The organism is Streptomyces sp. 351MFTsu5.1, from assembly GCF_000383655.1.
In the GTDB taxonomy this organism is placed as follows: domain Bacteria; phylum Actinomycetota; class Actinomycetes; order Streptomycetales; family Streptomycetaceae; genus Streptomyces; species Streptomyces griseorubiginosus.
Genome location: NZ_KB911800.1, coordinates 1 through 12,484, shown reverse-complemented (window position 1 = coordinate 12,484; position 12,484 = coordinate 1). Strand labels below are relative to the sequence as shown.

Here is a 12,484-nt window from a genome sequence, read left to right as displayed (position 1 = left end):
ACCCCGACCGGGTGCCGCCCTTTCCGCGTACGAGAGGTCCGCGCGGCCTCAGTACGCGCTGTTGACGTTGTCGATCGAGCCGTACCGGTGGAAGGCGTAGTTCGCGGACGCGGTGATGTTGGCGACCGGGTCGTACTGGCTCCAGGCCGTACCGGGGACGTGGTAGGCGTTGAAGGTCGGCTTGATGATCTGGAGCAGACCGATCGACGGCACGCCGTTGATCGCGTTGATGTCCCAGTTGTTGATCGCGTTCGGGTTGCCCGAGGACTCCCGGATGATGTTGCGGTACAGGCCGTTGTACGTGCCCGGGATGCCCTTGGCCTTCATGATGTCCAGGGACTCCTTGATCCAGCCGTCCAGGTTGTTGGCGTAGGACTTGCGCACGGCGGCCTTCAGCTTGGCGCGGTGCGCGGCCCGGCTCGCGGCCTTCGCCTTGCGGGCCTTCTCGGCCTTCTTCTTCGCGACGGCCTTCTTCTTGGCGGCGGCAGCGGCGGCGGCCTTCTTCTTCGCGGCCGCGGCGGCCTTGACCTTCGCCTCGGCCTTGGCCTTGGCCTCGGCGGCCTGGCCCTGGAGGCTCCTGGCGGCGAGCTGCTCGCTGACGTCCGACTGGAGGCCCTTGAACTGCTCGGAGGAGTACTTCACCGGGGCCGAGGAGACGGCGGCCTCGGAGGTGGTCGTCTCGGCGTTGCCGGGTACCGCACTGAACGCCACGGCCGCGGCGCCGAGCGTGGCGACACCGGCTACGGCGATCTTGTGACGCTTGGTGAGAGCAGGGCGATGAGCACGAGTGAAGGTGTACTTGGGCATGCGGAATGGACCTCTTCGGATAGCGCGGAGGTCGCTCGCTGTCCGGTGGGGACACGGGTGCTTCCGGCACAAACGCCGCGGTGGGAGTCCGCGGCGCTGAGCGACGAGAGCCATTCTTAGCGGCCGCAAAATGCCCGGGCAAAGGTGTGACGTACGATCCCCGATAGTGGGCCGGGGGAGGGCAAATCGGGACAGACTAGAACGTCTGCCCCGATCACACCGGAGGCCTTTGTCTCCTATTTCGCTTCGTACGTGATCTGGGCCCTATGTGCGGGCTCACACCGGCTTCACAGCGTTCTCACGAGCAGTTGCTGACGCAATGCTCTGCGTGAGGGCCCTCCGGGGGCAGCAGGAGATGCACGTCCCCGAACTCGTGCCACAGGTAGCGCCCGCGCAGCGCCTCCTCGTACCCGCGGTCGATCGCGGCCCGCCCGGCGACCGCCTCCAGCATCAGCAGATGCGAGGCCTCGGGCTCGTGCAGCCCGGTCAGCAGCCCGTCCACCACCCGCACCCCGCGCTCCGGGGTCACGACGAGGTCCGTCCACCCCGCACGCGCGCGTACGACCCCGTCGGCCCCGGCCGCCGACTCCACGGCCCGCACGACGGTCGTCCCCACGGCGAGGACCCGGCCGTCCCCGGCCTTCACCGCGTTGATCAACCGCGCGGAGGTCTCCGGCACCGCGAACCGCTCCGCATACGGCGGCTCGTGCGCCTCCGCCGAGGCCACCCCGGCGTGCAGCCGCACGGGCGCGAACCGCACCCCCCGGCTCACCAGCTCCGCCACCGTCCGCCCGGTGAAGGGCCGCGCCGCACTGGGCATCTCCGCACTGCCCGACCCGTCGGACGACGGAAGCGCGAACACCGTCCGGTAGACGGACAGCGGCTGGTCCCGCTCCGTGTAGGAGTACCGAACGGGCCGCCCGTGCTCCCGCAGCAGCCCGAACACCTCCCCGCCGGACACCCGCGCCCACCACAGCCGCTCGCTCACGGCCCCCTCCAGCACCAGGCGCAGGCCCCCGGGCAGCCGCACCTCCGTCCCCGCAGGCCCGCCCGCACGCGCACGCGTGGTGCCCCTTCCGTCCGGATCCCGCAGCTCGACCGTCCACCGGCCGTCGTCCCCGCGCGTGGAGAAGTGCACCACCACACGCGCGTGCCCGATCCGCCCGTCGACGGCCGCTGCCAGCGTGGGCGAGGTGTTCACGACGAGCAGGTCCCCGGCCCGCAGCAGCCGCGGCAGCTCCGCGAAGGAGTGGTGCGACACCTCGGTGCCCCGCGACACCAGCAGCCGTACGGCGTCCCGGTCCAGCCCGGGCCCGCGCTGCTCGGCCGGCACCCGCGCCGACAGTTCCTCCGGCACCCGGTACCCCCGTCGGCCGAACGCCGGTACCCCCGTCGCCGTGGTCACCGCCCCTCCAGCAGCGCCGGAGCCCCGTACCGCCCACTCGCCGGCCGCTCGTCCAGCAACCACAGGAAACCCGGCACGACACCGGCCGGCCGCGGCCGCGGCTCCCTGTCCTCCGGTACGGCCGCCGCGTACAGGTCCGTCGCCATGTCCCCTGGATCCACGGCCCACACCCGCAGCCCGGGCTCCTCCTCGCCCAGCACCGCCGCGAGGTGGTCCAGGGCGGCCTTGGACGCCCCGTACCCGCCCCACGTCTCGTACGCCTCGGCGGCCGCGTCCGAACTGACCGCGATCACCGTGCCCGCCTCCGACGCCCGCAGCAGCGGCAGCGCCTCCTGGACCAGGCCCAGCGCGGCCACGACGTTCACCTCCAGCGCGCGGCGGAACCCGTCCAGCGGCAGCCCGTCGAGGCGGGTCAGCGGCTCGGCGCCCAGCGCGCTCGCGTTGTTCACCAGCAGATCGACACCGCCGAGCTTCCAGGCCGCGGCCACCAGCTCGGAGCGGTGCACCGGGTCCGTGACGTCCCCTGGCAGGGCCGTCACCCGGGTCCCGTGCGCGGCGAGCGCGGCCGCCGCCTCCGCCAGCACCTGGGGCGTCCTGGCGTCGAGCACCAGGTCCCAGCCCCGCGCGGCCAACGCCTCGGCGAGCGCCCGCCCAAGACCCTTCGAGGCCCCCGTGATGATCGCGACCGGCATGACATCCGTCCCCTCGTCCTCCACGCCTCCGGATCGGCGTGCCCCCACCGTAGGAACGCGTCCTGGCCGGCCGCCTCGGACGCGGGCCGCAGAGCGGTGCGGCCCTTCGCCCTAGGTCGCTCGCCCTAGTGGGGCGCGGTCACAGGTCCGATCCGCACTGTCACAGCCCGCCCGTACGCTGAGGGCATGAGTCACGGTCCACGGTCCGGCCTCGCCGCGGTGAGCACCGCGCTGCTGGCCATGAGCAGGCATCTCGAGGTGCGCGACGTCCTCAAGACGATCGTCGCCTCGGCCCGCGAGCTGCTCGACGCCCAGTACGCCGCCCTCGGCGTCCCGGACGACCACGGCGGCTTCGCCCAGTTCGTCGTGGACGGCGTCAGCGACGAGCAGTGGAAGGCCATCGGCCCGCTCCCGCGCCAGCACGGCATCCTCGCCGCGATGCTGCACGAGGCCACCCCCGAGCGCCTCGCCGATGTCCGCAAGGACCCCCGCTTCGAGGGCTGGCCGTCGGCCCACCCCGACATGTCCGACTTCCTCGGCCTGCCGATCCGCGACGGCGACGAGGTCATCGGCGCGCTGTTCCTCGCCAACAAGAACTGTGAGAAGCCCGAGGGCGGCTGCGGCTTCACCGAGGAGGACGAGGAACTCCTCTCGATCCTCGCCCAGCACGCCGCGATCGCCCTCACCAACGCCCGCCTCTACGAACGCAGCCGCGAACTGACGATCGCCGAGGAGCGCTCCCGGCTCGCCCACGAACTGCACGACGCGGTCAGCCAGAAACTCTTCTCCCTGCGCCTGACCGCCCAGGCCGCGGCAGCCCTCGTCGACCGCGACCCGTCCCGCGCCAAGGGTGAGCTGCACCAGGTGGCGGTGCTGGCCGCCGAGGCCGCCGACGAACTCAGGGCCGCCGTGGTCGAACTGCGCCCCGCCGCTCTGGACGAGGACGGCCTGACCGCCACCCTGCGCACCCACGTCCAGGTCCTCGACCGCGCCCACACCGCCCGGGTGGCCTTCACCGCCCGCAGCTTCCGCGCACTGCCCGCCGCCCAGGAGGAGGCCATGCTCCGCGTCGCCCAGGAGGCCCTGCACAACGCGCTGCGGCACTCGGGCGCCGAGCATGTCGACGTGACGCTGGACCGGCGCGGCAGCGGAGCCGTCCTGCGGGTCACGGATGACGGAAACGGCTTCGAACCGACGGCGACCCGCCGCGCGGGACGTCACCTGGGCCTCGTCTCCATGCGGGACCGCACCAGCGGGGTCGGCGGCACATTGACCGTTGAATCGGCGCCCGGCAAGGGCACCACGATCGAGATGGAGGTCCCCGGTGGCTGACGCGATCAAGGTCCTGCTCGTCGACGACCACCAGGTCGTCCGCCGGGGCCTGCGCACGTTCCTCGAAGTACAGGACGACATAGAGGTCGTGGGCGAGGCCGCCGACGGCGCCGAGGGAGTCCAGCGCGCCGAGGAACTGAGGCCCGACGTCGTCCTCATGGACGTCAAGATGCCGGGCACGGACGGCATCGACGCCCTGCGCCGGCTCCGCGAACTGGACAACCCCGCGCGCGTGCTGATCGTCACCAGCTTCACCGAACAGCGCACCGTGGTCCCGGCCCTGCGCGCGGGAGCCGCCGGATACGTCTACAAGGACGTCGACCCCGACGCCCTGGCCGGCGCCATCCGCTCCGTCCACGCCGGCCACATCCTGCTCCAGCCCGAGGTGGCAGGCGCCCTGCTCTCCCAGGAGGAGAACAACTCCGGCCAGGGCAGGGGCGGTTCGCTCACGGAGCGGGAGCGCGAGGTGCTCGGGCTGATCGCGGACGGCCGCTCCAACCGGGAGATCGCCCGCGCCCTGGTCCTCTCCGAGAAGACCGTGAAGACCCACGTCTCGAACATCCTGATGAAGCTCGACCTGGCGGATCGAACCCAGGCGGCGCTCTGGGCGGTTCGTCATGGTGTGGCCTGATAGGACTTCATACTGTCGTGGGAATGTCCCCCGGACGGCGCAACCCCGATGGATCTCCACCGTTCTCCAGTGCGTGCTGCGGCGACTGCCGCGGCAATCGTTAGGGAGGGCTCAGCAGTGAAGAACCTGAAGAAGGCAGCGGCCGTGACGATGGTGGCCGGCGGGCTGATCGCCGCCGGTGCCGGCATGGCCTCCGCCACCGACGGGGCGCACGCCGACGGCGCGGCCGTGGGCTCGCCGGGCGTCGTCTCGGGCAACCTGGTCCAGGCCCCGGTCCACGTCCCGGTGAACGCCGTGGGCAACAGCGTGAACGTCATCGGTGTGCTGAACCCGGCCTTCGGCAACCTCGGCATCAACCACTGATTCCCCGCCCCCGGCGGGCAGTGGCCCCGGCCTCCCGGACGTGTCACGCGTCCGGGAGGCCGGTCCGTTTGTCGGCCGAATGAGCCGAACGGTGAATCCTGCGGGGATATCCGTGCCGCCCGGGACTGCGAGCGCGTTGATCAGCGCACGACCCGCGGCCGGGTCGGATACGCGAACGCAGGAGGAACGCTTCCCATGAACATCGCCAAGAAGGCCGCCGTGGCCATCACCGTCGCCGGTATCGCCACGGGTGCCGCCGCCGGTGCCGCTGTCGCCGACGCGGGTGCCGACGGCGCGGCCGTGGGCTCGCCGGGCGTCGTCTCGGGCAACCTGGTCCAGGTCCCGGTCCACGTCCCGGTGAACGTAGTCGGCGACAGCGTGAACGTCATCGGCCTGCTGAACCCGGCGTTCGGCAACACGGGCGTGAACGGCTGACGCCTGGTCTGAACCGAGGGGCCCCTCAAGTCAACGACGACTTGAGGGGCCCTTGGCGTTGGCGGCCGTGGGGGAGGGGCGGTCGTTCGGCTGCGCGACCAGCCACAACGCACCCGCACGACCACAGAACCCGGCACCCCCCTAGGCGCAGCTCACCGCACCCCCCGCTCCCGCTCCTCCACATACGCGTTGTACGCAGCCACCTGCGCCCTACGAGACGTCCGCTCCACCGGCCGCAACGCCTCCCCCCGAGCCCGCATCTCCGCAGAACTCACCGCACCCCCATGCCCGTTCTCATACGCCAGCGACACCAGCAACCCCACCCGCTGAGCAAGCTCCAACACCCGCACCGCGCGCGGCGGATACCCCGGCGCCAGAACCTCCCGCCCCCGCTCCGCCCGAGCCCGGTACGCCCCGATCGCCGCCTCCGCCACCGGCCCCGACCCGGCCACGTCCAGCCGCGACAGCACCTCCGTCGCCTCCCGCAGGGCCTCCGCGAGTTCCCGCTCCGCCTCGCCCAGCGACGGCACGTCCGCCGGCGGAGCCTCCCGCACCGGCAGCACGTGCCACACCACCTCCACATGCACATCACCCGAGGGCCCGGCCTCGTACACCTCGGGCACCAGGCCCAGCGCGGCGCCGTGACAGACGACCGCCTCCTCCGCCTCCAACGCCCGTGCGTTGAACTCCGGCGGCCCGCTCAGCCCCAGCGGATGCCCGGGCGCGGGCAGCGCGACCCGCAGGCCGGTGACCCCGAGCGACCTCAGCCGCCCGAGCGCCAGGGTGAGACCGACCACCGCCGTCTCCCCGGGCAGTCCCTCCACCCGGTGCACGGCATCGTCACCGACGATCGCCAGTACGGCGTCGTCGGGCGAGACAAGTCCGGCCAAAAGGCCGTTTCCCCAAGCGGCAAGGCGTCCAGAGCGCGGTTCCGAGAGCATGCCCCCAGCCTAAGGACCGGACCTATGGACCGGACCGCGCGGCTGGTGGCGTAGATTTCATCGAGGGCTGCGCCCAAAAGCGCGCACGCGACAGCCGAGACGTCGACACCGTCACACTGCAAGGGGAGACAACGCGCTCATGAGCGATGTTCTGGAGCTTCAGGACGTATCCGTGGTCCGTGAGGACCGGGCTCTGGTGGACCAGGTCTCCTGGTCGGTCAAGGAGGGCGAGCGCTGGGTCATCCTCGGCCCCAACGGCGCCGGCAAGACCACGCTCCTGAACCTCGCGTCGAGCTACCTCTACCCCAGCAAGGGCACCGCCACCATCCTCGGCGAGACCCTCGGCAAGCCCGGCACCGACGTCTTCGAGCTGCGCCCCCGCATCGGCATGGCCGGCATCGCCATGGCCGACAAGCTCCCCAAGCGCCAGACCGTCCTGGAGACCGTGCTGACGGCCGCGTACGGCATGACCGCGGGCTGGCAGGAGGAGTACGAGGACATCGACGAGCAGCGCGCGCGTGCCTTCCTCGACCGCCTCGGCATGAGCGACTACCTGGACCGCAAGTTCGGCACCCTCTCCGAGGGCGAGCGCAAGCGCACCCTCATCGCCCGCGCCCTGATGACCGACCCCGAACTGCTCCTCCTCGACGAGCCCGCCGCCGGTCTCGACCTCGGCGGCCGCGAGGACCTGGTCCGCCGCCTCGGCCGGCTCGCCCGCGACCCGATCGCCCCCTCGATGCTGATGGTCACCCACCACGTCGAGGAGATCGCCCCCGGCTTCACCCACGTCCTCATGATCCGTCAGGGCAAGGTGCTCGCCGCCGGTCCCCTGGAACTCGAACTCACCTCCCGCAACCTCTCCCTCTGCTTCGGCCTCCCGCTCGTCGTCGAGCAGGTCGGCGAACGCTGGACCGCTCAGGGCCTTCCGCTGTCGTGATCAAGTGAAGTCCCCGCAAAAACACGGGTAAGAAGCCCCTCCCGGCGCCATCGCGCCCTGTCGGAGGCGGTACTCCCGGACCTACCATTGACCATGTGAACGACATCGACGCATGGGTGTGGTGGCTCGTCGGCGCGGCAGCGCTCGGAATCCCGCTCGTGGTGACCGCGATGCCGGAGTTCGGCATGCTCGCGGTCGGCGCCGTCGCGGCAGCGGTCTCGGCCGGGCTCGGTGGTGACGTCGTCGTGCAGGTGCTCGTCTTCGTCGTCGTCTCGGTGGCCCTCATCGCCGTCGTACGGCCGATCGCGGCCCGGCATTCCTCGCAGCGACCCCAACTCGTCACGGGGGTCGACGCCTTGAAGGGCAGGCAGGCCGTCGTCCTGGAGCGCGTCGACAGCTCGGGCGGCCGGATCAAGCTCGCCGGAGAGGTCTGGTCGGCCCGTGCCCTCGACACCGGCCGAGCCTACGAAGTGGGCCAGGAGGTCGATGTCGTGGACATCGAGGGAGCGACCGCGATCGTCATGTGACCTCGCAGGATGCAACTGAACCGAACGCACCACGAGTTGTACGACGGTCTGTCAGACTCGACCAGCAAGATCTTCAACAACCATAAGATCTTCCGAAAACGCCGAGGCGGAGAAGGGCACGGGGAGCACGATGGAACCGGTCATCATCGTCTTGATCATTCTGGTGGTGTTGGTCTTCATCGCCCTGATCAAGACGATCCAGGTCATCCCGCAGGCGAGCGCCGCCATTGTCGAGCGCTTCGGCCGCTACACGCGGACACTCAACGCGGGCCTCAACATCGTGGTGCCGTTCATAGACACCATCCGCAACCGCATCGACCTGCGTGAACAGGTCGTGCCGTTCCCGCCGCAGCCGGTGATCACCCAGGACAACCTGGTCGTCAACATCGACACGGTCATCTACTACCAGGTCACCGACGCCCGCGCCGCGACCTACGAGGTCGCCAGCTACATCCAGGCGATCGAGCAGCTCACCGTCACCACGCTGCGCAACATCATCGGCGGCATGGACCTGGAGCGGACCCTGACCTCCCGCGAGGAGATCAACGCGGCCCTGCGCGGAGTCCTCGACGAGGCCACCGGCAAGTGGGGCATCCGCGTCAACCGCGTGGAGCTGAAGGCGATCGAGCCCCCGACCTCCATCCAGGACTCGATGGAGAAGCAGATGCGCGCCGACCGCGACAAGCGCGCCGCGATCCTCACCGCGGAAGGTACCCGCCAGGCCGCGATCCTCACCGCCGAGGGTGAGAAGCAGTCCCAGATCCTGCGCGCCGAGGGTGAGGCCAAGGCCGCGGCCCTGCGCGCCGAGGGAGAGGCCCAGGCGGTCCGCACGGTCTTCGAGGCCATCCACGCCGGCGACCCGGACCAGAAGCTCCTCTCCTACCAGTACCTCCAGATGCTCCCCAAGATCGCCGAGGGCGACGCCAACAAGCTCTGGATCGTCCCCAGCGAAATCGGCGACGCCCTCAAGGGCCTTTCCGGCGCCATGGGCAACTTCGGCAACATCGGCGGCGGTTCGAGCGGAGGCAACGGCGGCACGGAACGCCGGGAGACCCCGAAGATCGACTGATGTGCACACGGAGATGGGGCTCACCTCGTCCGAGGTGAGCCCCATCTCCGTCTTCGGCTACGGCCTAGGCGGCCTCTCCGGCCAACCACTCCGGCAGCGCCGAGAAGTCCTCGTGGCCCAGCGACAACAGCATCGCGTCCGCCGGAGTCGGCTCGAACGGCTCCCGCAGCAACGGCATCCCCGCCTCCGCCGGAGTCCGGTTCGCCTTACGGTGGTTGTCCTCCGCGCAGGAGGCCACCGTGTTCAGCCAGGTGTCCTGACCACCCTGCGACCGCGGCACCACGTGGTCCACGGTCGTCGCCCGCCGCCCGCAGTACGCGCACCTGTGCCGGTCACGCACCAGAACACCCCGCCGAGACCACGGAGCTTGTCTTCGGAAGGGCACCCGCACGTACCGGCACAACCTGATCACCCGGGGCGCCGGTATGTCGACCGCGGCTCCGCGCATGCGCAGTTCGGGGTGGGACTGCTCGACGACGGCCTTGTCCTGAAGCACCAGAACGACGGCTCGATTCAACGTCACCGTCGACAGCGGCTCAAAGCTCGCGTTCAGTACCAGCGTCTCCCGCATGACCAGCCCACCTCCCGTTGCGTACCGGCCCACCCCTGGCGGGCTTGGGCTTGGATCAACTCTGGCCGGGCACGCCGAGATGGACAACGCAATAAAAAGTGCCCGCCCCTGATCAATTCCAAGACCAGAGGCGGGCAAACGCTCGTTGAACGTCAGTCTTCGGCGGGCACCTCGTACTCACCGATCAACTGGGCACGCGCGATCGCGTGGAACCGCAGGTTGAACCCCACAACGGCAGGCGACGCGTCGGAATCCGGCCCGAGCTTCTCCTGATCCACCGCGTACACCGTGAAGACATACCGGTGCGGCCCGTCCCCGGCCGGTGGCGCGGCCCCACCGAAGTCCTTCGACCCGTAGTCGTTCCGCGCCTGTACGGCACCCTCCGGCAGCCCCTCGAACTTCCCGCTGCCCGCGCCCACCGGCAGCTCGGTCACCGAGGCCGGGATGTCGAACACGACCCAGTGCCAGAACCCGCTGCCCGTGGGGGCGTCGGGGTCGTAGCAGGTCACGGCGAAGCTCCTGGTCTCCGGCGGGAAACCCTCCCAGCGCAGCTGCGGAGAGGTGTTGCCGGCCGCGTAGACCTGAGCGTCCTTCAGCGTCGCCCCCTCGGAGACGTCCTCGCTCGTCACCGTGAACGACGGCACGGGCGGGTGGAAGTCATGGGGGAGAGGCCGCCGCTTGAGCTCGGTCACCTCGGTACCTCCTGGTCTGTCGGCGGAATCAACAGTTCCGAGCCTAGAACCAGTTGCGCCTGCTGCCGACCTCGGACAGCCACTGGTTGAGGTACCCGGCCCAGTCGGTGCCCTGGTAGTCGTGCAGACCCACCTGGAAGGAACGGAAGGTGTCACTGCCCTCGCTGAACAGACCCGGCTTCTTGTCCATCTCCAGCACCACGTCCATCGCGTTACCGTCCGCGACGAAGCTCAACTCGACCTGGTTCAGCCCCCGGTACTGCTGCGGCGGGAAGAACTCGATCTCCTGGTAGAACGGCAGGTGCTGCCGCGTCCCACGGATGTGCCCGCGCTCCAGGTCCGCGTTCTTGAAGCGGAAGCCCAGCTGGAGGAACGCGTCCAGGATCGCCTTCTGCGCCGGCAGCGGGTGCACGTTGATCGGGTCGAGGTCACCGGAGTCCACGGCACGCGCGATGGCCAGCTCGGTGGTCACACCGACGTTCATCCCGCGCAGCGCCTGCCCGTCGATCATGGTGATCGGCGTCTCCCAGGGGATCTCGAGACCGAACGGCACCGCGTGCACCGCGTTGGCCCGGAGCGTGAAGGCACCACCGAGCGAGACCTTCGTGAACTCGATGTCCTGCTTGTACTCCTGGTCGCCGCTCTCGACCTCGACCCTGGCCTGAAGCCCGACCGACAGCCCCTCGATCTCCTGGTCGACGGACCCGCCCTGGATCCGCACCTCGCCCTGGACGACACCACCCGGGACGACGTTGACCTCGGTCAGCACCGTCTCCACCGAAGCCCCGCCGGCCCCCAGGCTCGCGAGCAGCTTCTTGAACGCCATGTCTCTCCTCTTAGAACGCGCGGATTCCTGATCCCTACAAACGCGATCCGGCCGTGGTCGGTTCCGCGCCCTCACCCTGGCAAGGGGACGAACCCTTGACCACCCCTTGGCACACACCCGTCTGGACTACGCTCGTACGCCATGATCACGCCCCCGGACCGTACGCCACTGCCACGAGACTTCTTCGACCGCCCTGTACTGGAGGTCGCCCCCGATCTCCTCGGTCGTCTCCTCGTCCGTACGACACCGGACGGTCCGATCGTGCTCCGCATCACGGAGGTCGAGGCCTACGACGGCCAGAACGACCCCGGCTCCCACGCCTATCGCGGCCGCACGGCCCGCAACGACGTGATGTTCGGTCCGCCCGGACATGTGTACGTCTACTTCACCTATGGCATGTGGTTCTGCATGAACCTCGTCTGCGGTGAGGAGGGCCGGGCGAGCGCCGTCCTGCTCCGCGCCGGAGAGGTCCTCGAAGGCACGGAACTGGCTCGCAAACGTCGACTCTCGGCCCGAAACGACAAAGAACTGGCCAAAGGACCGGCCCGCCTGGCCACCGCCCTGGGCGTGGACCGGGCCCTGGACGGCACGGACGCCTGTGCCTCGGGCGAGACCCCGCTGAGGGTGCTCACCGGCACCCCGGTCCCCTCCGACCAGGTACTCAACGGTCCGCGCACCGGAGTGGCCGGCGAAGGCGGCGTGCACCCCTGGCGGTTCTGGGTCGCCAACGATCCGACGGTGAGCCCCTATCGGGCCCATGTGCCGAGGCGCCGCTCAAGTTGACTCGCTCTTGGAAGATGCGTAACGTAGCCCGAGCCGCTTGACCCGGTTACGGCGATCGCCAGCAGCCGAGAGCGGCCAAACCACTACCTACGACATCCCCTCAGCGGGGACGATTTCGGCGTGCCCGTATGCCCGAATTCGAACTCGCGGAACTCGATTATGAGTTGCCGAGGGAATGGGCTAACGTAGTGAATGTCGAAAGGCCCCGCCGACAGGGAATCAGGCCCGAAAGGATCTGATAGAGTCGGAAACGCAAGACCGAAGGGAAAAGCCCGGAGGAAAGCCCGAGAGGGTGAGTACAAAGGAAGCGTCCGTTCCTTGAGAACTCAACAGCGTGCCAAAAATCAACGCCAGATATGTTGATACCCCGTCTCCGGCCATCATGGCTGGGACGAGGTTCCTTTGAAGAAAAACACAGCGAGGACGCTGTGAGCGACCGCCTTATTCCGGTGGTCGCTCCGCTCTCGTGATGT

At 69.7% G+C, this 12,484-nt stretch carries 15 protein-coding genes; 8 read left to right on the top strand and 7 right to left on the bottom strand.

From position 1 onward, the window contains the following. Positions 1–48: 48 nt before the first annotated feature. From H295_RS0138575 to H295_RS0138565, 3 genes are all read right to left on the bottom strand, one after another. A complete protein-coding gene (locus H295_RS0138575) occupies positions 49–807 on the bottom strand; it encodes a transglycosylase SLT domain-containing protein (RefSeq protein WP_020140705.1) in 759 nt (252 codons plus the stop codon). 298 nt (positions 808–1,105) lie between these two features. Then, positions 1,106–2,212: an S-adenosylmethionine:tRNA ribosyltransferase-isomerase gene (locus H295_RS0138570; protein ID WP_020140704.1), complete on the bottom strand. Its 1,107-nt coding sequence runs from the start codon at positions 2,210–2,212 to the stop codon at positions 1,106–1,108. Beyond that, complete coding sequence (locus tag H295_RS0138565; RefSeq protein WP_028810143.1) at positions 2,209–2,904, bottom strand: SDR family NAD(P)-dependent oxidoreductase; 696 nt, start codon at positions 2,902–2,904, stop codon at positions 2,209–2,211. The genes H295_RS0138570 and H295_RS0138565 overlap by 4 nt, the downstream gene beginning before the upstream one ends. Positions 2,905–3,090: 186 nt before the next feature. Between H295_RS0138565 and H295_RS0138560 the strand changes: the two genes are divergently transcribed. From H295_RS0138560 to H295_RS0138545, 4 genes are all read left to right on the top strand, one after another. After that, on the top strand, positions 3,091–4,236 hold the full coding sequence (locus tag H295_RS0138560; protein WP_028810142.1) for a GAF domain-containing sensor histidine kinase: 1,146 nt from the start codon (positions 3,091–3,093) through the stop codon (positions 4,234–4,236). After that, positions 4,229–4,867, top strand: coding sequence for a response regulator (locus H295_RS0138555; protein WP_020140701.1), 639 nt, complete (start codon positions 4,229–4,231; stop codon positions 4,865–4,867). The genes H295_RS0138560 and H295_RS0138555 overlap by 8 nt, the downstream gene beginning before the upstream one ends. Before the next feature lie 117 nt (positions 4,868–4,984). Beyond that, positions 4,985–5,230 (top strand): chaplin ChpE, encoded by a 246-nt coding sequence (gene chpE / locus H295_RS0138550; RefSeq protein WP_020140700.1) that lies wholly within the window; start codon positions 4,985–4,987, stop codon positions 5,228–5,230. 195 nt (positions 5,231–5,425) lie between these two features. Beyond that, positions 5,426–5,665, top strand: coding sequence for a chaplin family protein (locus tag H295_RS0138545; RefSeq protein WP_020140699.1), 240 nt, complete (start codon positions 5,426–5,428; stop codon positions 5,663–5,665). A gap of 152 nt (positions 5,666–5,817) precedes the next feature. On the opposite strand, the gene H295_RS0138540 is transcribed toward H295_RS0138545, so the two are convergent. Further along, the gene (locus H295_RS0138540) at positions 5,818–6,606 is read right to left on the bottom strand and encodes a hypothetical protein (RefSeq protein WP_078616876.1); all 789 of its coding nucleotides are present in this window, start codon (positions 6,604–6,606) and stop codon (positions 5,818–5,820) included. Positions 6,607–6,745: 139 nt separating this feature from the next. Here H295_RS0138540 and H295_RS0138535 point away from each other — a divergent pair, with 139 nt between their 5' ends. The 3 genes from H295_RS0138535 to H295_RS0138525 all read left to right on the top strand — a co-directional run bounded on the left by H295_RS0138535 (position 6,746) and on the right by H295_RS0138525 (position 9,139). Beyond that, complete coding sequence (locus H295_RS0138535; RefSeq protein WP_028810141.1) at positions 6,746–7,543, top strand: ABC transporter ATP-binding protein; 798 nt, start codon at positions 6,746–6,748, stop codon at positions 7,541–7,543. 95 nt (positions 7,544–7,638) lie between these two features. After that, positions 7,639–8,070: an NfeD family protein gene (locus H295_RS0138530; RefSeq protein WP_020140696.1), complete on the top strand. Its 432-nt coding sequence runs from the start codon at positions 7,639–7,641 to the stop codon at positions 8,068–8,070. Between the two features lie 130 nt (positions 8,071–8,200). Further along, positions 8,201–9,139, top strand: a complete 939-nt coding sequence (locus H295_RS0138525) for an SPFH domain-containing protein (RefSeq protein ID WP_020140695.1) — start codon at positions 8,201–8,203, stop codon at positions 9,137–9,139. A gap of 64 nt (positions 9,140–9,203) precedes the next feature. On the opposite strand, the gene H295_RS0138520 is transcribed toward H295_RS0138525, so the two are convergent. From H295_RS0138520 to H295_RS0138510, 3 genes are all read right to left on the bottom strand, one after another. Then, a complete protein-coding gene (locus tag H295_RS0138520) occupies positions 9,204–9,710 on the bottom strand; it encodes an HNH endonuclease (RefSeq protein WP_020140694.1) in 507 nt (168 codons plus the stop codon). 152 nt (positions 9,711–9,862) lie between these two features. Further along, on the bottom strand, positions 9,863–10,402 hold the full coding sequence (locus tag H295_RS0138515) for a YbhB/YbcL family Raf kinase inhibitor-like protein (RefSeq protein ID WP_020140693.1): 540 nt from the start codon (positions 10,400–10,402) through the stop codon (positions 9,863–9,865). Between the two features lie 43 nt (positions 10,403–10,445). After that, positions 10,446–11,228, bottom strand: coding sequence for a sporulation protein (locus H295_RS0138510; protein WP_020140692.1), 783 nt, complete (start codon positions 11,226–11,228; stop codon positions 10,446–10,448). A gap of 141 nt (positions 11,229–11,369) precedes the next feature. Between H295_RS0138510 and H295_RS0138505 the strand changes: the two genes are divergently transcribed. After that, positions 11,370–12,011, top strand: a complete 642-nt coding sequence (locus H295_RS0138505; RefSeq protein ID WP_020140691.1) for a DNA-3-methyladenine glycosylase — start codon at positions 11,370–11,372, stop codon at positions 12,009–12,011. Positions 12,012–12,484 lie beyond the last annotated feature (473 nt).